Origin of the sequence: Candidatus Poriferisodalis sp. (assembly GCF_965198245.1) — a bacterium.
Lineage (GTDB): Bacteria > Actinomycetota > Acidimicrobiia > Acidimicrobiales > Poriferisodalaceae > Poriferisodalis.
In genome coordinates this window covers 932,456-949,024 of record NZ_OZ240249.1, presented here as the reverse complement: position 1 = coordinate 949,024, position 16,569 = coordinate 932,456, and the positions used below count along the sequence as shown (strand labels likewise).

Genomic DNA, 16,569 nt, shown 5'->3' with positions numbered 1-16,569 from the left:
GCAGCAGTTGCCGACGGCAGGCAAGATCCGGTGCCCGCCCCGTTGACAGGGCTACCTCCTAGTCAAGGTGACCGGTCAGCAGGGGAAGGCACCCGTTGCTGCTCGAGACCCGCCATGACACAGCTCAGGACACGCGAAGGGTGACAGGCTCACCATCGGCGACCCGGGCCGCGAGCTCGCGCAGCCCCTCCGCATCCAGCGAGTCCCGTGAGGCCCGCTCCGCGAAGTGCGGCTCTGCTGCCCTCGCCTCGGCATCGGACAGCCGCCTGTACGCCTCCGACAGCCTCTCCCCGCCGACCAAGCCCTCAAGCTCCATCCACGACTTGGCCAGCCAGCGCTCCGGAGCGCTCGGTCGCAGCGCCGGATGCTCCCAGTCGACGAAACGCCAGTCGACATCAGCAGCCATCACGAGCAGCCAGAACACCTCCGTCTGCACAGCAGGCGAAGAGAACCTGTTCACCGCCGCAGCGATGTCAGGCAGCACTGCGAGCATCTGCTCGAGCTGTCTGGCGGGCACTGCTCCCTCCCCGCGGCCATGGATGCATCTCCACCATACCGACACACGGATTGTGCCCTCAGCGTCCGAAGCCCGGACATCCCTGCGTCGGCTCGGGCGCTGCTCGGAGGTCCGGGCGTCGCAGTGGTCCGGCCCCGATACCGCCGCTGACCAGCGGATGATCCCGAGAGCTCAGACCGCTACGTGCTGCATTGCCTCGGAGACCAGGCACCGTGCCAACGAGACTTCCCTCCGGCGGGCCTCGATGATGTGCCGCCGGACGCATTGGAACGAGACCTCTCGATGGGGCCGGTGCTCGAACGAATCCGATCCCACCCCGACGCAGAACCCGTCCACCTCCTCGTCGCCAGCGAGCCAGCCGCTCCGACATCAGCCACCAGTTGATCGGCCGGGAGGGCATCACCCGTCACACCGGCCGCCAGATCAGCTCATCCCAAGTACGGCGGGGCAGCAAGAGTCGCGCTCGCCCTTGGCGTCGTCGCCTTCTGGGCCTTCCCGCATCCGCAAGCTTGTGGCTGTTGGGCTCGGTGGGGTCAGGCCAGCCTTCCTTGCAGGTGCTCGCGGCGCGGATGTGTAACACACTTGGTTACACTTTTGGTTATCGCAGACCATCGCGCCGGTAGCACGCCGCCGTTCCGGAACCCGCCGCTCGTCTTGACCGTGCTGGAGATTCGGTACCCCGAAATTGCGGGTGGCCTGACCGATGCTGCCGTGGCGGCGATGAAGGAGGCCGTGCGCGACAGCTTGCCGGTCATGGCGCCGCAGGTCGAGCACCAGATCGGTGTGCCCATCGATGCTGTGATGCCGCCGCAGGTGGAGCAGCGCTCGTCGCCGAGGTTTTGTGCCCGTGACCAGGCGACCGCGTTGGTGGTGAGGCGCGACGCACTGGTCTTGGAGACCACCGTCTACGGGGGGTGGGCTGAGCACTTTCGGCCGCTGGCGAAGCAGGTCGCCGAGGCACTGGAGCGCATCTGCGCGCCTGACGGCCTGCTGCGGATCGGCCTGCGGTACATCGACGAGATTCGGGCGCCGGGCGCCGGCGGTGGGCCCGACGACTGGGACGGTTACATCAACCCCCGCCTGCTGGCAGCGGCCGCCGCGGACCTGAGGCCAGACGGGATGAATCCGACGACATGGCAGGGCCTCATCCAGTATCAGACAGAAGCTTCTTGCGCGTTGACTGTGCGCTACGGGCCCCAGGAGGGCTACGCCGTGGACCCGCAGGGACCGACCCGTCGCAAGTCGGTCGCACCCGCCGGGCCGTATTTCCTGCTTGACTCCGATGCGTTCTGGAGTGGCGACGATGAGATCCCCGAGTTTGCGGCGGACTGCATCCTCGAACTTTGCGATCAAGTGCATCAGGCGGCGAGCGACTTCTTCAAGATTGCCGTCACCGACAGACTCCGCGCGGAAGTGTTCGATCAGCACACGAAGGACCCGACATGAGCACTATCCGCCGCATTGATGACGCACCCACGGGCGCGTCGGTCGGCCATGCCCCGCCCCGCTTGGAACGGACCAGAACAATTCAGGATGTCGTGGACGACATCGGCTACTTGCGCAACCGCAGCGAGTTGTTGGTCCACGATTCTCGGGACCTTCACGAGTCCATCGGGCAGCTGCATTCGGACAGCCTCGACGAGGAACTGCGCTCGCTGGCGGTGCGTCACGCTCGGGAACACCTGCCGGCGCTGCTGGACTGGCTGAGCACGCTGGGCTTGTCGTGGCGGGATATCGCCAAGATCGCCGGTGTGTCGGTCCCTGCCGTGCGGAAGTGGCGGCGAGGCGAGTCAGCCACCGGCGACAATCGTCAGCGCGTCGCCCGGATCGTCGCGCTCTGTGAGATAGCAGCGGAGCGCTACATCATCGCTGATGTCGCAGGATGGCTCGAAACGCCATTGCACCCCGATGCGCCGCTCACCGGACTCGACTTGATGGCGTCTGAGCGATTCGATCTCGTTCTCGCACTGGCCCGCGAGCAGCCTGGCGACCCTGAGCGGGTCTTGGACGAGTTCGAACCCGACTGGCGCGCCCGGTACCGCTCCGATGTGGAGGTGTTCACCGCTCCAGACGGTCTGCCGGGCCTGCGACTCACCGGTTCGGACAGCTAGGCCGCCTCGCTTGTCAGCCGAAGCGCTCGAAGCCCCTGACTCACCGTCTGACCTGTACCTCGCGTCCTCGCCTGCGGAAGTGGAGCAGGCGCGGCCGTTCATGACCGGTGACGTCTTCGATGGGATCACCATTCCCGGGCTATCGCCAGAATCCGAGGGACTTGGCATCGTGCTGACCCATCCCTGCTCGATGCGCGCTGACGGTGTCCGGCTGATTCCGCGGCTGCATGTCGCACGTGTCGCCGCGAGCCAGCAGATCTCGCTGCGGAAATGGCAAGACGGTCACTTCAAGGTGATGCCTCTGCCCGAACTCGACGGTGAGCACCACACTGCTCGCTTCGATGACATGGGTCTCGTGGAATCGGCGTCGCTGCTGCCCGCCAAGCGCATCGCCTGTCTGTCGCCGTACGGCATCCACCTGCTGCAGCAGCGCTTTATCTGGTACCTCACGCGATTTCTCGTGCCTACTCATCGACTCGCCGAAGCCACCGCGCCAGTCTTCGAAGAAGCCGAGCTGGAAGAAGAGTGGGTGACTCGGGCGATCCAGCGCGGTGCCGGGCGAGAGGAATCTATGGCGGCGTTCCACGAATGGGTCCGGTCCCCGGATGAGTCAGGCACCTCACCGCAGGAACAACTTGCCGATGCGCAGCGCCGTGCCGGAGTCCGCCGAGCCATGAGACACTACCTCGCGCCCGGCTGACGCTCCGACGAGCAGGAAGTGTGTGCGGTCGCGACTGGACCAACTATCGGGTCCCCGTCAAGAGCGCTTCATTTAGTGTGCCCACGATGGGTAAAGGACCGCAAAAGCAGCACTACATCAGCAGGTCGCTGATCAAACGATGGGCCGACGAGAACCATCAGGTCGGCGTGGTTTGCACGTACCACCGTCGCAGCGCCACTGTGCACTACAGAACGCTCCATAGTGCGTGCGATCTGTCGTCGCCAGAATTGGAAGACGCATGGGATGCTGACATCGAGAACCCAGCGGCGCTCGCCGTCGATGGGCTGGTGCACTCGCTCGGCACCCAACTGACGGAACGTGAGGCAGCACACGGGTTCCTGTCCGAACCGGAGAACCTTGGGCCGCTCATAGACCTAGCTCGACTCCACTATGCACGCTCGTTGGCGGCGCCGATTCAACAGTTCGTCAACTCGCAGGGGCTGGCTGACGGTGCCGAAACGGAAGCCATGATCCAACAGCGCTGGGACAGTGCGCAGGATTACCACGACCACGGCGTGGTGATCACGGTGTTTCCAGCAGGATCGCCCCAACCCTTGGGTGCCGTGCCTGTGTTCGACACCACGACCTGGGGTCGCCGCGAGTCCGTCGATCTTCGGTTCATGATGCCTCTGACGCCTCGTGTGATGATCAGCGGCGTTGCGGGGCTGCCTCCGAGACAGGTCGAGGTTGTGGCCGAAGACATCGAACCCGGCCGCATGCAGCTAATGCCGCTGGCGGGTGAACCCGGCCTGTTCCCCACCCTGTGGATGATCTGCCAACCCTCGGCGCTAGAAGCCACCGAACAAGATGTGCTGAGACGCAGCGAAGGCGGCGGCACGCACTGGTTCGCGCTAGGCGAACGCATCGCAAGGTGCGACGACGCCCCCGATCAGCAAGCCGAATGGGAGCGGCGCAGCGAACGTCGCAAACTGAACCAAGCAGCGCTTGAGACTCGTGCGCTACGCGAATCCGTACAGCGCGGTATCTACGACAGAATGCGAGACGACGCCCGCGAAACCCAGCACGAACTCGACGCGCTCGACGCACCAATCTGCACCTGCAGCGCACTTCGCGACGGCGACAACGGTCAACTGTGGCAGCTCTTCATGCCGAAGACCGTCTGCGACAGGATGCGGTAACGCACCGATTCAGCCAACAGGTCGCGTCTCGTGTCGCGCGATGCCATCAGCATCCGAGTCTCTACCGGACCGCAAACGGTCACTGTCGGTCGCGGATGGCGAGTGTCAGACGCTCCCTTACATGAGAAGCCGACACTGTCGGCTCACGCGGAGACGATGGCGAGTCCTTCGCGTTCGGCTGCTTCGGTGAGGCGTTGATCCAGGCTCACGAACTGCAACGGAGCACCGAGTTGGTCTTGAACATGCAATGCGGCGCCGAGCTGGGCGGCGTCGGCAGCGCGAAGCGGATGCCGTGCCAGCACCGACGTCGCACGCGACCGCACGGCCAGCACCTCGACCACTTCGTGCCATGTAGCGCTGAACCCGTCCAAGCGGCTCATGACGGCGCGGCGCTGCTCCCGCGACAGATCGCCCTCACGCGTTCGCCGCTCCACGGCGCTTGCGATCTCGACACGCGTCCATGCCCACGTTGCGATGACACTGTCCTCGCCCAGCCACGACCGCACCACCTCAGACGTCGCTTCGGCAACCAAGAGCGGCACCAGCGCCGAGGTGTCCCAGTACCTCACACACGATCCTCTCTTTCGGCGGCCAACGCTTCGGTGAGGCTGGTCGGGACCTGCAAGGGAGGCTCGTCGAGCATGTCCGCGGCATCTCCGTGTCCCGCCCGCAGCACACCCGACGTGATCAAACGGCTCAGGTGCTCGTCCTCGGGCTCAGCGGGCGGCACGAGCCTTGCGACCGGCGTGCCGCGATCAGTCACCTGTATCTCGCCGCCTCGTCGCACTTCGCGCAGATAGCGCGACAGATTCGCCTTCAACTCCGAAACGGACACTGCGCCAGCACTCATATGACCACACTAGTCGGCGCAATACAACCTGAAAGGTCAGCAACGGTTCCCGCTCTGGGTCGTTATGTCGAGATCGAGCGGCGGATGTCTTTCATCATCATGAGCAGATGCAGGGGGTCAGTCGGGGACGGCTCGAACTCCGGGATCAGATGCAGGTAGAAGGCTCGGGCGTCGTCGGATTCGGTGTGAACCAGCAGGCCCCGGCAGCCGATAGTTCGTCCCGCAGCCGACGCTCGCCTCATGACGTCTGCCAAGAGTCCTGCCCCCAGCCCCTGCCCTTCGTGGCTGGTCGACACTCCGAGCCGCGCGAGCAAGGCGACCGGCTGCGGATACTTGCCGGCGCCAACGCGCAGCCTGTCGGGCGCGTCGCCGAGGGAAATGCTCGCCATGCACCAGGCGTAGTAGGCGACCACTTCGGCGCTGTCGGCGGGCGTGACCACGAACACCCGTGTCGTGCCGGTCGCATGGGCCTGACGGCCAAACCGCCGAAGCCAGCGCGTCTGCGCGGCGGATCGGCAGGCGAAGCCCGAGACGTCGTCCGCAGATTCCAGCAGGCGAGGCGACCGGTACCCGGTCGTCACTCTTCGACGAACGGCGACGGGCGGGACATGAGCGACCGCAAGCCGACGAGCTCGCGGGCGGGCCGCCGGTTCAGCTCGTCCCACGCACGACGACCGTCGTCATCGAGCGCGAACTCAGTCCGGTCCACCAGCGCGTCATGTGCCGCGATGCGCAGGCTGCTCAACACGAAATCGCTCAGCAGCACACCCGTGGCGGCCACTGCGTCGTCGATGAGCCGACGCTCGTCGGGCGTCATGCGCACCTCGAGGCGTGCGCTGCGCACCCGGTTCACTGTGTCTGCCATGGCGCCTGCTCCCATTCCGCTCCACCGTGCTCGACAGTGTACGGCCATCATCCGGCCACACTGAGGACGACGATACCGCCTTCGCTCGACCAGGTCGACCTCGGCCATCGGGGGCAGCCGGACATCTGTCACACGGCTCGGTCGAGCGCCCGCGCACGCAATTCGTCGACGACCTCGGACGTCAGCGGGCGACCCTCGCCCGACTCGAGCCCGTCAGCGATCAGCATGCGGAAGCGGCGTGCTTCCTCGGCCTGCTGGTCGCGCCGGATGAGGTCACGCAGGTACTCGCTGGTGTTGCCGTACTCGCCGCCCCGCACGCGCTCGTCGATGTAGCTCCGCATCGAGGGGGGAAGCGCAAAGCTCATGGTGTTCCGGCTCACACAGCCAGTCTGCCTATGTTGACAACTGTTGTCTACACACGGCGACCACAGCATGGCCAGCGGCAATGCGGCGCGCCAATCCTCCGCGGCGACGCTCGTCAGCGACAATTTCGGCAGCTATCCTGCATTCACTCGACGGATTTCTACCTGAGAGTGCAGCGATCGGCAAGGAGAGTGGCGTGCTCATCAGCGTTGAGGTCTCCAACCACCGTTCCATCCTGGAGCCGGTCGAACTCTCGATGATCGCCATTGACGAGGATCGGCCTGGGGCGCGCTGGCACGAGCGGCTCGGCAGGCACGTCTTGACGACCGCAGGGATCTACGGCGCCAACGCGTCCGGGAAGTCGAACGTTCTGTCTGCCATTGCGTGGCTCGTCGACTCAATCGAGCGTGTTTGGTGGGACTGGGGCCCGGGCGTGCCGCGCGATGCGCACCGATACGGGCAAGGCCCCGATTTGCCCTCAGAGTTCCGTATCGATGTGCTGGCACAAGGTGTGCGCTACCAGTACCACCTGGCCGTTGGCGACGACCAGGTGGAGTTCGAAGCCCTATACAGCTATCCGGAACGACGACGCCGCCGCATCTTCGAACGCGAGGGCATCGCGACGACGTTTCGGCGTGGCACCGAGCGTGTGCGCGGCATCCGCGAACTGCTGACGCCAACCACGCTCGTGCTCTCGGCCGGCTGGAGGCTGGGTGCCGCTGACATCCGCATCGCCTGCAATGCGATTCGCAGGATCAATGCCGGGACTCTGGCCGCTGATGTCAAGGGTCGCCAACATGCCTTGTTGGGATACTCCGTGACAGACCTCTTCGGCGACGACTACGAGCTCGGAGTCCAAGCCGACCAGCGGGAGGTCATATGGCCGTCTGAGGCGGGCCAGCCTGATCGTGAGCCACCGCAACGTGATCCGAACCTCCAGGCGACCGCGTTGCACCTGATGCAACTGGCTGACCCATCCATCTGCGGGGCGACGTGGCATCAGTCATGGCACGACACAGCTGAGGGTGCCAGCGGACGCCAGTTGCGCTTTCGGCATCGCTCAGGCGACAGCACCGCCGAGTTCAGTCTCGGCGAAGAATCGCAGGGCACGCAGCGCTGGTTCGAAAGTCTCGGTGCCGTTCTGTGGCAGCTGCGCTTCGGCGGAACCCTCCTCATCGACGAATTGGACGCCAGCCTGCACCCGCGGATCACCAAGCGGGTACTGGAAGCCTTCCGAGACCCAGTGACCAACCCGTTGGGCGCGCAGCTCATCTTCACCACGCACGACACTTCGCTGCTCGGCACGCTCAACCGCGACGAGGTCTGGCTGACCGACAAGGACGCCACCGGGGCAACCACGTTGTATGCGCTCGCAGACTTTGAGGGTGAACGGGTCCGCAAGTCGCTCAATCTCGAGCGTGCCTACCTTCAGGGTCGCTTCGGCGCTGTGCCGAGCGCCGACCAGGCAGCGCTCTATCGGATGCTCGACGTGCCAGAGATCGACGATGACCCCGAGGGCACGCCCGCAGACGAGCGCATGGCCTCGTGACAGCGCAGCCCCTCAGGTCCGCGGGACGAACCGGCGGTCTCGATCGCCCCAAGCGCACTACACGACGGCCGAAGTCATCGGTACTCATCATGACCGAAGGACGTCGCACCGAGCCCGACTACCTCGCCGCGATCGCCGAACTGCCGCATGTGCGTCAGCGCTTTGACATTGAGATCGACCCGTCCCTGAGCGGGCGAACACCTATCAAGATCGTCACCGGTGCCGCACGAGCACCGAGGCGGAACCAGCGCGGCGGCGAGGGCTTCGACTCCGTCTGGTGCGTCTTCGACGTAGAGCAACCGCAACCTCACCCCTCGCTGATGCGCGCGGTGAGCTTCGCCAGAAACAGCGACATCGACGTGGCCATCTCGAATCCGTGCTTCGAAGCGTGGCTCATCTTCCACTGGCAGCGAATGTCCCAGCCCATGACCACCTCCCAAGCCGTCAATCAGCGGCAGCAGCTTGATGGGACAAACGACAAGCGGGTGGACGGCAGCCTCTACCTGCCAATGCGCCAAGATGCAGCAGACCATGCTCGTCGCCTCGCCGAGCGTCACAGCGACAACGGGCGCTTCCTTCCCGACGACAACCCGTCCTCCGGCATGTTCACGCTGCTGGATGCTCTGAACGCCTGAGGAGGCCAGCAGCCACAAGGGGGCGTGGCGCCATTCCGGACCGGACCCTGTTCGTGGGGAATGACCTCGACCGTCATCGCCCGCGCGTCGGTCGCCAACCGCCGCGCCAGACGCGCCGTGACGCTGCCCTCGAACGCCTAATTGCCCATGAAGCCGCCTGGTCACGCGGAGACGATGGCGAGTCCTTCGCGTTCGGCTGCTTCGGTGAGGCGTTGATCCAGGCTCACGAACTGCAACGGAGCACCGAGTTGGTCTTGAACATGCAATGCGGCGCCGAGCTGGGCGGCGTCGCCAGCGCGAAGCGGATGCCGTGCCAGCACCGACGTCGCACGCGACCGCACGGCCAGCACCTCGACCACTTCGTGCCATGTAGCGCTGAACCCGTCCAAGCGGCTCATGACGGCGCGGCGCTGCTCCCGCGACAGATCGCCCTCACGCGTTCGCCGCTCGATGGCGCTTGCGATCTCGACACGCGTCCATGCCCACGTTGCGATGACACTGTCCTCGCCCAGCCACGACCGCACCACCTCAGACGTCGCTTCGCCAACCAACAGCGGCACCAGCGCCGAGGTGTCCCAGTACCTCACACACGATCCTCTCTCTCGGCGGCCAACGCTTCGGTGAGGCTGGTCGGGACCTGCAAGGGAGGCTCGTCGAGCATGTCCGCGGCATCTCCGTGTCCCGCCCGCAGCACACCCGACGTGATCAAACGGCTCAGGTGCTCGTCCTCGGGCTCAGCGGGCGGCACGAGCCTTGCGACCGGCGTGCCGCGATCAGTCACCTGTATCTCGCCGCCTCGTCGCACTTCGCGCAGATAGCGCGACAGATTCGCCTTCAACTCCGAAACCGACACTGCGCCAGCACTCATATGACCACACTAGTCAGCGCAATACAACCTGATAGGTCAGCAACGGTTCCCGCTCTGGGTCGTTATGTCGAGATCGAGCGGCGGATGTCTTTCATCATCATGAGCAGATGCAGGGGGTCGGTCGGGGAGGGCTCGAACTCCGGGATCAGATGCAGGTAGAAGGCTCGAGCGTCGTCGGATTCGGCGTGAATCAGCAGGCCCCTGCAGCCGATAGTCCGTCCCGCAGCCGACGCTCGCCTCATGACGTCTGCCAAGAGTCCTGCGCCCAGTCCCTGCCCCTCGTGTCTGGTCGACACTCCGAGCCGCGCGAGCAAGGCGACCGGCTGCGGATACTTGCCGACGCCAACGCGCAGCCTGTCGGGCGCGTCGCCGAGGGAAATGCTCGCCATGCACCAGGCGTAGTAGGCGACCACTTCGGCGCTGTCGGCGGGCGTGACCACGAACACCCGTGTCGTGCCGGTCGCATGGGCCTGGCGGCCAAGACGTCGAAGCCAGCGCGTCTGCGCAGCGGATCGGCAGGCGAAGCCCGAGACGTCGTCCGCAGATTCCAGCAGGCGAGGCAACCGGTACCCGGTCGTCACTCTTCGACGAACGGCGACGGGCGGGACATGAGCGACCGCAAGCCGACGAGCTCGCGGGCGGGCCGCCGGTTCAGCTCGTCCCACGCACGACGACCGTCGTCATCGAGCGCGAACTCAGTCCGGTCCGCCAGCGCATCATGAGCCGCGATGCAAAGGCTGCTCAACACGAAATCGCTCAGCAGCACACCCGTGGCGGCCACCGCGTCGTCGATGAGCCGACGCTCGTCGGGCGTCATGCGCACCTCGAGGCGTGCGCTCCGCACCCGGTTCACCGTGTCTGCCATGGCGCCTGCTCCCGTCCCGCTCCACCGTGCTCGACAGCGTACGGCCATCATCCGGCCACACTGAGGACGACGATACCGCCACTGATCGGGGCCAGTGGCTTGATTCTCGTGGCATCGCTGACGTGAGCACGCTCACGGTGCTGTCCGACGGTGACAACTTGCGTCTCATCGGTCTTGGTTCAGGTCGCCCAGGATCGTTTCGAGGCCTTGCGCGTAGGCGAGGAGACTGACCACATCGACCCAGTCACCCCGCTCGAAGTAGAACCAGCCGCACGGAAAACGTGCCAGCCGACGGGACGGCAGGCTGTCGATGCCGCATATCTCGCCGATGCGCGGTGAGCCGGCGCGAGGCATGCGTTCGATATCTCGCAACGCCTCGATCGCAGCATCCAAGAAGCGTTCACCGAGGCTGTCGCCGCCCTCCGACCTGTAGCACTCGCTTCGCTCGACCAAATCAGCCTCGGCCAGCGGGCGCAGCCGGACGTCTGTCACACGGCTCGGCCGAGCGCCCGCGCACGCAATTCGTCGACGACCTCGGACGTCAACGGGCGACCCTCGCCCGACTCGAGCCCGTCAGCGATCAGCATGCGGAAGCGACGTGCTTCCTCGGCCTGCTGGTCGCGCCGGATGAGGTCACGCAGGTACTCGCTGGTGTTGCCGTATTCTCCGCCCCGCACGCGCTCGTCGATGTAGCTCCGCATCGAGGGGGGAAGCGCAAAGCTCATGGTGTTCCGGCTCACCTCGCCAGTCTGCCTGTGTTGACAACAGTTGTCAACATGCCGTCGCCAAAGCAATCCTGATGTCGAGCGCATCATGTCGCTCAACGCCGCAGAGCTCTACCGCATCGACATCTGAGAACTCGACCCATCGAGTCCGATCCGCGGCAGCGGGCGTGCACGGGGTTTGGCCGAGGGAATCAGGCGGTGACTGTGTCGGCGACAGCCTCCAGCAACATGACGATCTCGGGTCTTGCGCCGGCCAGGTCGGCGGCCTCTCGAATCATGGCCTCGAGTTCGGCGAGCGTGGCAGCGTTGGCGAAGTAGGCGCACTCACCGATGCCGCCCTCGGCCAGCCAGTCCCTGCTGCCGCCGTCCTCCCTGGCGATTACGACCTTTGCCATGCCATGCCCTCCATCGAGAGCGCAACCGGCCGTGAGTGTTACGCAAGCGCGTGATCTGTCGGCGCAGCGGGTATGGCGTCCATGCTGTCGCGGACGTCGACGACCCGCAATCCGGAGACCGCGCCCACGTCTCGTATTGCCTGCTGGATGGCATCCCAGCGAGTCGGAGCTTCGCGGTCGAACTCGACGGTGCGGTGGCCGATGCTGGCATCGGTGCAACCCGCCTCGTAGAGCGTTTCGAGATTGTCGTCGTCAAGCAGGTCAAGCCCGTCGGTGACCATCACGAAGTGATGGACCGGGCTGCGTTCCGTCGAAGGTCGCTGAGTCATGGCCCCTCGCCGATTCTCTGGCACCGCCGGATACGCCCTCGCACCCTACGCGCCTCGTTACCACCGCAGCTCCGCAGGCCCGTATCGACCTCTGACAGCTCGAAGTCGCTCTGCAATGCCGGAGCACATGCCTCGCGCCTCCTGCGGTGATCTCGCGGCACTCATGAAGCATCGCGACCCCGACTCATGGCGGTGACCTGTCGCAAGTACGATATGTTGAATACAGGTAGTCATTCGTTGTCGAGATCGGAGGTGCCCGACATGCCGACGTCCATCCGGCTTGAACCTCAGGTCGAGCAACGGCTCAATCGCTTAGCGTCGCTCACCGGACGAACGAAGGCTTTCTACCTTCGGGAGATCATTGATCGTGGCCTAGAAGACATCGAGGACTACTACTTGGCGGCAGACGTGCTCGAACGTCTTCGCAAGGGCCAAGAGCGGACTCATGCGGCCGATGCCGTAAGGAAGTCACTTGGCCTGGACGGTTGAGTACACCGACACGGCCAAGGGTCAGCTGCGCAAGCTCGACAGGACTGCGGCGCGTCGGGTCATGGACTACATGGACGGACGTGTCGGACCAGGAGGCCCGCGACGTACCGGCCGCATGCTCACCGGGCACCTGGGCAAGCTGTGGCGCTACCGCGTGGGCGACTACCGGGTCATATGCGATCTCCAGGACGAATCTCTGCGCGTGCTGGTAGTGACGGTGGCCAAGCGAGACAAGGCCTACCGATAGCCCCGCAACTTGAGTCAGACCCTGTTGGCTGCCGAGGTTGCGTCGGCATTCGCCGTCGCGGGGCACCGCATCGAGCTCTGACGCAGATCAGCCTGTCTCGCCGAGCCGGGTCATCATGGCGCTTTCCGCAAGTCGGCTGACCGTCGTCAAGTAGATGTCCCACGGCAGCGTGCCGATGCCTTCGGACGATTCGGTGGGATGGGTGACCGGCAGATCCCGTCCGACGAGATACGCATTGCCCGCAAAGCGACCATGTCGACGAATCAGCGCCCGCAGGCCGGATAGGTCGTGCAACGCTGACGACGTGATCTCGAACGCCAAGGGTGCTCGCAGATCGTCGTAGACCAGATCCGCCTCGTCCCGTCCTTCGCGCCAGTGATACAACCGCGCTCCCGCCTGCGTCGCCAGTGCGTGCAGTGTCGCCGCGGCCATGTTCTCGATGAGATGTCCGGCTTCGCCGGGGTGCTGCAACGGCGCGAGTCCACGTTGCAACACCGCGCTGCGCACGGCGCTGTCCACGAAGTAGATCTTGCGGCCGCGGCGCTGCACTTTCGCTTCGCTACCCGCATAGTTGGGCAACGTGAACACGATGAACGCGGCTTCCAGATACGCCAGATACCGCTCGATCGTGGCTTCGGCCAAACGCAGATCGGCGGCAATGTTCGACGGCGATAGCAATTGCGCGACCTGGCCTGCGAGAACATAGAGCAGCCGTTCGAGCATCATCGGATTGTCGATCTGGAACGCCTGCGGGATGTCCTTGTAGACCGCGCGTTCGACCGAATCCTCTCGCAGGCTGAGCTGAGCAGCGACCAGTGCGTCGATGAAGGGCGGGTTGTCTGCAGCCAGGCCCTGCCCCTTGGGGAGCCGGACCTGAGCGGCATGCAGCAGGAGTTCGGGAAAGCCGCCGACGAGCATCAGCATGCGGGCCGCTTCGGAAGAGGCGAAGTCGGACGTTGTCCCCTCATCCAGTCGACGCAACTCGTCCGCGAGGGACGTTTCAGGGGGTATCTCATGGCGGCTTTGCTCCGTTAGTGGCGCAACGAACTGCATCGCCTCGGTGACCAAGCATGGGGCCAATGAGATCTCCCTCCAGCGCCCCACCCCGCTGTCCTGCCGTCGTCGACGAAGCGCGGCACTGGCACTCGACGTCGCGGCGATGCGGATGGGCCAGCGCTCGTCATGGAATGTCTTGAGCCACAGATCCCAGTCGTCGGCGTAGGTGACTTCGTCGAGGAACACGAAGATCGGCCGCTCCGGCGACACCTCTTGCGCGCTCGACGAACGAGCGAACGCGATCATGCTCTGGACGATCTCGCCGAGCGGCACATCCATGAAGAGGGGGTGATCGAGACGCAGCCACCAGATGCGGTGGCGTTCGATTCCGGCCGCAAGCAATCGAGCAACCGTCTGGTACAGCACTGTGGTCTTGCCGACGCGACGCGGACCCAGGATGACGTTCCATCGCAGCAAGCCGTCGTCGAGCATCTTCGTCCACAGCACGCGCGCCAGCGGACGCTCGGTCGACGGCGCGAGCGTGGCGGGCACCGCGCCGGAATTGTGCCAAGGGTTCTGATCGCTCAACAGGCGCAGCCGTTGACCCCCCGTGTCGGGACCGTTGATGATCTCGTTGACATAGTTCTCATCGCCAAATAGCAGGTCCAGGTCAGCTTCATCACGGTCGTTCCCATCGTCGTCTCGGATCGACATCGCAACCTCAACCACCACGTTTATCTCAATCTGATTGTTATGAGTATATCAACCCCCACAGTCAAATGGTTATCGGTCTTTCAAGCCTCCTGATCACGTCGAAGTGTGCCATTTCGCGCACACAGAGTCACAGGATCAGAAGACTGGGGAAGGGACTGAAGCCACGCCGGCCCGACGGCGAACGACACGGCTGGGCTAGAACAGCGCAATGAAGTTCGGGATCTTCTACGAGCTGTCGGTGCCGCGGCCGTTCAGCCGGGCCAACGAGTGGCTGACGTACCACAACGCGCTCGAACAGTGCCGGGTGGCCGACGAGCTGGGGTTCGACCACGTCTGGGCGGTGGAGCACCACTTCTTGGAGGAGTACTCGCACTGTCCCGCGCCCGAAGTTTTCCTGACGGCGGTCGCCGCGCAGACCCAGCGCATCCGTGTGGGCCATGGCGCGGTGGTGTGCGTGCCCGAGATGAACAACCCGATCCGGATCGCCGAGCGGGCCGCCGCGCTCGACATCATCTCCAACGGTCGCCTGGAGCTGGGCACGGCTCGGTCGAGCACATGGACCGAGCTGGGCGGATTCTGCGCCGACCCCGACGACACCAAGAAGACGTGGGACGAGTTCGTGCGGGTGATCCCCCAGATGTGGACCAGCGACGACTTCGGCTGGGAGGGTGCCCGCTTCGAGATGCCGGCACGCAATGTCATCCCCAAGCCGTTCCAGGAGCCGCATCCACCGATGTGGGTGACGGTCACCACGCCGGGCACCGAGCTGGATGCTGCCGAGCGGGGACTGGGCTGCCTGGGCGTGAGCGCAGCCCCGTTCGCCGAGCAGGAACGGCGCACTGCCGAGTACCACCGCCGGATTGCCAATTGCGATCCGGTCGGCAACTTCGTGAACGACCAGGTCCACACGCTCAACTTCTTGTACTGCCACGAGGACTACCGGCAGGCGGCGGCGCTGGGCCTGCCGATGGTGGGAGCGTTCAGCATGTCGAACGCGCACCTCTACTTCACCCGTGAGGCGTACCCGACACGGGCGTACCAGACGCTGGGCAACGCAGGCGCAGCGTTGCGCAGCCGCGGCACCCCGAATGGCAACGCGGCGGCCGACGACCCGAGCGCGGCCAAGGGCCTGCCCGAAGGCGTCGGCATCGGCGATCCCGACCATCTCGTGCGGACGATCCGCAAGTGGGAGGACGTCGGGGTCAGCGGCATCAATTTCCTGCTCAACGCCATGGAGATGATCCCCCAAGAGCAAGTGCTCGACAGCCTGCGACTGTTCGCGACCGAGGTCATCCCGCAGTTCCAAACCCGGGCCGAACGGGCACAGCCAGTGTTGACGCCGACCACCGTTCCCGTCGTCGGCCAATCGAATGCGGCCACCTCGTCAACGACCTCCACCGGGGCGAGCCGATGATCTCGGGAACTGCGTCGGTCGACGAGTTGGCTGCAGACGCAGCGGAAATCGAGTCGTTCGGCAGCGAACCCATCACGCTGAGCGGTGTCACCGGTCTCTCGCTGGTCGCCGAGTTGCGGCGCGGCGCCCGCGAGGAAGTCCTGCCGCCAGCACTGCACCCCATCGTGCCGCCCGCAATGTCACTGCTCGCCTGGGATGTGGGCGACTCACCATGGGGGGCGTTCAGTGCCGTGTCCGTTCGGGTCGTGTGCCGCAGCGGTGCCCGCGCCCGAACGTTCTGTATCGGTGCAGCAGCTACCACGGACGACGCCGTCGCAGGCTTGCGGTCTCAACTCGGATTCCCCGCACAGCGCGCCGAAGTGGCGTTGCGGCGCCACTACGACGGAGTCGACCTGACGGTGGCCTCGAGCGGCGGAGCGGGTGACGGCGCAGCACGTCGAAACGGCGCTGGGCCGATGCTCGCGGTGAGCGCCCTCGATCCCGATCCGCTGTCGGTTGGCGACCTTCAGCACGTCGGTTCGATGAACTTGGCGCACACCCCGCTGGGGCTACGGCTCGTCCAGGTCGAGACACATCACGTGCCGTCCCGCGTCGAGCGACTGGCCGCCCGTATCGATGCATTCGATGCCGAGGCATGGGGTCAGCGGCTGCTCGATCCGTACTGGGTCGTGAGCTGTTCGGTGTCGCTTGAGGACATCGAGATTCCCGCGATCCGATTCGTCTGCGACCCCGCAAAGCCGGCCGCGGACGGCACCGAACGCGTCCAGTAGCGTCCGC

The 16,569-nt window shown here is 65.2% G+C and carries 25 protein-coding genes; 10 read left to right on the top strand and 15 right to left on the bottom strand.

All coding sequences use genetic code 11. The features are described 5' to 3' along the window. Positions 1–124 precede the first annotated feature (124 nt). The gene (locus ACOCMM_RS04480; protein WP_419551990.1) at positions 125–517 is read right to left on the bottom strand and encodes a hypothetical protein; all 393 of its coding nucleotides are present in this window, start codon (positions 515–517) and stop codon (positions 125–127) included. Between the two features lie 594 nt (positions 518–1,111). On the opposite strand from ACOCMM_RS04480, the gene ACOCMM_RS04475 reads away from it, so the two are divergent. The 4 genes from ACOCMM_RS04475 (at position 1,112) to ACOCMM_RS04460 (ending at position 4,488) form a co-directional block, all read left to right on the top strand. Further along, the gene (locus tag ACOCMM_RS04475) at positions 1,112–1,963 is read left to right on the top strand and encodes a TIGR04255 family protein (protein ID WP_419551989.1); all 852 of its coding nucleotides are present in this window, start codon (positions 1,112–1,114) and stop codon (positions 1,961–1,963) included. Next, a complete protein-coding gene (locus tag ACOCMM_RS04470; RefSeq protein ID WP_419551988.1) occupies positions 1,960–2,628 on the top strand; it encodes a hypothetical protein in 669 nt (222 codons plus the stop codon). Before ACOCMM_RS04475 ends, ACOCMM_RS04470 begins: the two co-directional genes overlap by 4 nt. 10 nt (positions 2,629–2,638) lie before the next feature. Beyond that, positions 2,639–3,328: a hypothetical protein gene (locus ACOCMM_RS04465; RefSeq protein ID WP_419551987.1), complete on the top strand. Its 690-nt coding sequence runs from the start codon at positions 2,639–2,641 to the stop codon at positions 3,326–3,328. A gap of 86 nt (positions 3,329–3,414) precedes the next feature. After that, the gene (locus tag ACOCMM_RS04460; RefSeq protein WP_419551986.1) at positions 3,415–4,488 is read left to right on the top strand and encodes a hypothetical protein; all 1,074 of its coding nucleotides are present in this window, start codon (positions 3,415–3,417) and stop codon (positions 4,486–4,488) included. Positions 4,489–4,631: 143 nt separating this feature from the next. Here the strand turns inward: ACOCMM_RS04460 and ACOCMM_RS04455 are convergent, their stop codons facing one another. The 5 genes from ACOCMM_RS04455 to ACOCMM_RS04435 all read right to left on the bottom strand — a co-directional run bounded on the left by ACOCMM_RS04455 (position 4,632) and on the right by ACOCMM_RS04435 (position 6,583). Beyond that, positions 4,632–5,057, bottom strand: a complete 426-nt coding sequence (locus ACOCMM_RS04455; protein ID WP_419551985.1) for a type II toxin-antitoxin system VapC family toxin — start codon at positions 5,055–5,057, stop codon at positions 4,632–4,634. Then, positions 5,054–5,338, bottom strand: a complete 285-nt coding sequence (locus ACOCMM_RS04450) for a type II toxin-antitoxin system Phd/YefM family antitoxin (RefSeq protein ID WP_419551978.1) — start codon at positions 5,336–5,338, stop codon at positions 5,054–5,056. Before ACOCMM_RS04450 ends, ACOCMM_RS04455 begins: the two co-directional genes overlap by 4 nt. Before the next feature lie 62 nt (positions 5,339–5,400). Continuing rightward, positions 5,401–5,919: a GNAT family N-acetyltransferase gene (locus ACOCMM_RS04445; RefSeq protein ID WP_419551984.1), complete on the bottom strand. Its 519-nt coding sequence runs from the start codon at positions 5,917–5,919 to the stop codon at positions 5,401–5,403. Beyond that, complete coding sequence (locus tag ACOCMM_RS04440; protein ID WP_419551983.1) at positions 5,916–6,203, bottom strand: DUF1778 domain-containing protein; 288 nt, start codon at positions 6,201–6,203, stop codon at positions 5,916–5,918. Before ACOCMM_RS04440 ends, ACOCMM_RS04445 begins: the two co-directional genes overlap by 4 nt. Positions 6,204–6,331: 128 nt before the next feature. Then, positions 6,332–6,583, bottom strand: a complete 252-nt coding sequence (locus ACOCMM_RS04435) for a type II toxin-antitoxin system ParD family antitoxin (RefSeq protein ID WP_419551982.1) — start codon at positions 6,581–6,583, stop codon at positions 6,332–6,334. Between the two features lie 179 nt (positions 6,584–6,762). Between ACOCMM_RS04435 and ACOCMM_RS04430 the strand changes: the two genes are divergently transcribed. Together ACOCMM_RS04430 and ACOCMM_RS04425 are read left to right on the top strand one after the other, a co-directional pair. Next, positions 6,763–8,115, top strand: coding sequence for an AAA family ATPase (locus ACOCMM_RS04430; protein WP_419551981.1), 1,353 nt, complete (start codon positions 6,763–6,765; stop codon positions 8,113–8,115). Positions 8,116–8,204: 89 nt separating this feature from the next. Next, positions 8,205–8,750, top strand: coding sequence for an RloB family protein (locus tag ACOCMM_RS04425; protein ID WP_419551980.1), 546 nt, complete (start codon positions 8,205–8,207; stop codon positions 8,748–8,750). A 161-nt stretch (positions 8,751–8,911) separates the two neighbouring features. Here ACOCMM_RS04425 and ACOCMM_RS04420 read toward each other — a convergent pair whose 3' ends face one another. The 8 genes from ACOCMM_RS04420 to ACOCMM_RS04385 form a co-directional block, all read right to left on the bottom strand. Beyond that, positions 8,912–9,337 (bottom strand): type II toxin-antitoxin system VapC family toxin, encoded by a 426-nt coding sequence (locus ACOCMM_RS04420; protein ID WP_419551979.1) that lies wholly within the window; start codon positions 9,335–9,337, stop codon positions 8,912–8,914. After that, on the bottom strand, positions 9,334–9,618 hold the full coding sequence (locus ACOCMM_RS04415; protein WP_419551978.1) for a type II toxin-antitoxin system Phd/YefM family antitoxin: 285 nt from the start codon (positions 9,616–9,618) through the stop codon (positions 9,334–9,336). The genes ACOCMM_RS04420 and ACOCMM_RS04415 overlap by 4 nt, the downstream gene beginning before the upstream one ends. A gap of 62 nt (positions 9,619–9,680) precedes the next feature. Further along, complete coding sequence (locus ACOCMM_RS04410) at positions 9,681–10,199, bottom strand: GNAT family N-acetyltransferase (protein WP_419551977.1); 519 nt, start codon at positions 10,197–10,199, stop codon at positions 9,681–9,683. Then, positions 10,196–10,483 (bottom strand): DUF1778 domain-containing protein, encoded by a 288-nt coding sequence (locus ACOCMM_RS04405; protein ID WP_419551976.1) that lies wholly within the window; start codon positions 10,481–10,483, stop codon positions 10,196–10,198. The genes ACOCMM_RS04410 and ACOCMM_RS04405 overlap by 4 nt, the downstream gene beginning before the upstream one ends. Positions 10,484–10,648: 165 nt before the next feature. Then, on the bottom strand, positions 10,649–10,975 hold the full coding sequence (locus ACOCMM_RS04400; RefSeq protein WP_419551975.1) for a type II toxin-antitoxin system RelE/ParE family toxin: 327 nt from the start codon (positions 10,973–10,975) through the stop codon (positions 10,649–10,651). Continuing rightward, complete coding sequence (locus tag ACOCMM_RS04395; RefSeq protein ID WP_419551974.1) at positions 10,972–11,223, bottom strand: type II toxin-antitoxin system ParD family antitoxin; 252 nt, start codon at positions 11,221–11,223, stop codon at positions 10,972–10,974. Before ACOCMM_RS04395 ends, ACOCMM_RS04400 begins: the two co-directional genes overlap by 4 nt. Positions 11,224–11,399: 176 nt before the next feature. Beyond that, entirely contained in the window at positions 11,400–11,603 is a 204-nt protein-coding gene (locus ACOCMM_RS04390; protein ID WP_419551973.1) for a hypothetical protein, read from the bottom strand. Between the two features lie 38 nt (positions 11,604–11,641). Continuing rightward, positions 11,642–11,932: a hypothetical protein gene (locus ACOCMM_RS04385; RefSeq protein ID WP_419551972.1), complete on the bottom strand. Its 291-nt coding sequence runs from the start codon at positions 11,930–11,932 to the stop codon at positions 11,642–11,644. Between the two features lie 261 nt (positions 11,933–12,193). Between ACOCMM_RS04385 and ACOCMM_RS04380 the strand changes: the two genes are divergently transcribed. Further along, a complete protein-coding gene (locus ACOCMM_RS04380) occupies positions 12,194–12,421 on the top strand; it encodes a CopG family transcriptional regulator (RefSeq protein ID WP_419551971.1) in 228 nt (75 codons plus the stop codon). Then, positions 12,405–12,668, top strand: a complete 264-nt coding sequence (locus tag ACOCMM_RS04375) for a type II toxin-antitoxin system RelE family toxin (protein WP_419551970.1) — start codon at positions 12,405–12,407, stop codon at positions 12,666–12,668. The genes ACOCMM_RS04380 and ACOCMM_RS04375 overlap by 17 nt, the downstream gene beginning before the upstream one ends. Positions 12,669–12,755: 87 nt before the next feature. Here the strand turns inward: ACOCMM_RS04375 and ACOCMM_RS04370 are convergent, their stop codons facing one another. After that, positions 12,756–14,378 carry an ATP-binding protein gene (locus tag ACOCMM_RS04370; protein WP_419551969.1) on the bottom strand — a complete coding sequence of 541 codons (1,623 nt, stop codon included), beginning with the start codon at positions 14,376–14,378 and terminating at the stop codon, positions 12,756–12,758. Positions 14,379–14,586: 208 nt separating this feature from the next. Here ACOCMM_RS04370 and ACOCMM_RS04365 point away from each other — a divergent pair, with 208 nt between their 5' ends. Beyond that, a complete protein-coding gene (locus ACOCMM_RS04365) occupies positions 14,587–15,792 on the top strand; it encodes an LLM class flavin-dependent oxidoreductase (protein WP_419551968.1) in 1,206 nt (401 codons plus the stop codon). Next, the gene (locus ACOCMM_RS04360) at positions 15,789–16,562 is read left to right on the top strand and encodes a hypothetical protein (protein ID WP_419551967.1); all 774 of its coding nucleotides are present in this window, start codon (positions 15,789–15,791) and stop codon (positions 16,560–16,562) included. The genes ACOCMM_RS04365 and ACOCMM_RS04360 overlap by 4 nt, the downstream gene beginning before the upstream one ends. Positions 16,563–16,569 lie beyond the last annotated feature (7 nt).

Coding starts and splice junctions, on each gene's coding strand:
- ACOCMM_RS04440 (WP_419551983.1), bottom strand. CDS start 6,203: ATGGCAGACACAGTGAACCGGGTGCGCAGCGCACGCCTCGAGGTGCGC.
- ACOCMM_RS04370 (WP_419551969.1), bottom strand. CDS start 14,378: ATGTCGATCCGAGACGACGATGGGAACGACCGTGATGAAGCTGACCTG.
- ACOCMM_RS04460 (WP_419551986.1), top strand. CDS start 3,415: ATGGGTAAAGGACCGCAAAAGCAGCACTACATCAGCAGGTCGCTGATC.
- ACOCMM_RS04415 (WP_419551978.1), bottom strand. CDS start 9,618: ATGAGTGCTGGCGCAGTGTCGGTTTCGGAGTTGAAGGCGAATCTGTCG.
- ACOCMM_RS04360 (WP_419551967.1), top strand. CDS start 15,789: ATGATCTCGGGAACTGCGTCGGTCGACGAGTTGGCTGCAGACGCAGCG.
- ACOCMM_RS04365 (WP_419551968.1), top strand. CDS start 14,587: ATGAAGTTCGGGATCTTCTACGAGCTGTCGGTGCCGCGGCCGTTCAGC.
- ACOCMM_RS04385 (WP_419551972.1), bottom strand. CDS start 11,932: ATGACTCAGCGACCTTCGACGGAACGCAGCCCGGTCCATCACTTCGTG.
- ACOCMM_RS04390 (WP_419551973.1), bottom strand. CDS start 11,603: ATGGCAAAGGTCGTAATCGCCAGGGAGGACGGCGGCAGCAGGGACTGG.
- ACOCMM_RS04425 (WP_419551980.1), top strand. CDS start 8,205: ATGACCGAAGGACGTCGCACCGAGCCCGACTACCTCGCCGCGATCGCC.
- ACOCMM_RS04405 (WP_419551976.1), bottom strand. CDS start 10,483: ATGGCAGACACGGTGAACCGGGTGCGGAGCGCACGCCTCGAGGTGCGC.
- ACOCMM_RS04450 (WP_419551978.1), bottom strand. CDS start 5,338: ATGAGTGCTGGCGCAGTGTCCGTTTCGGAGTTGAAGGCGAATCTGTCG.
- ACOCMM_RS04470 (WP_419551988.1), top strand. CDS start 1,960: ATGAGCACTATCCGCCGCATTGATGACGCACCCACGGGCGCGTCGGTC.
- ACOCMM_RS04380 (WP_419551971.1), top strand. CDS start 12,194: ATGCCGACGTCCATCCGGCTTGAACCTCAGGTCGAGCAACGGCTCAAT.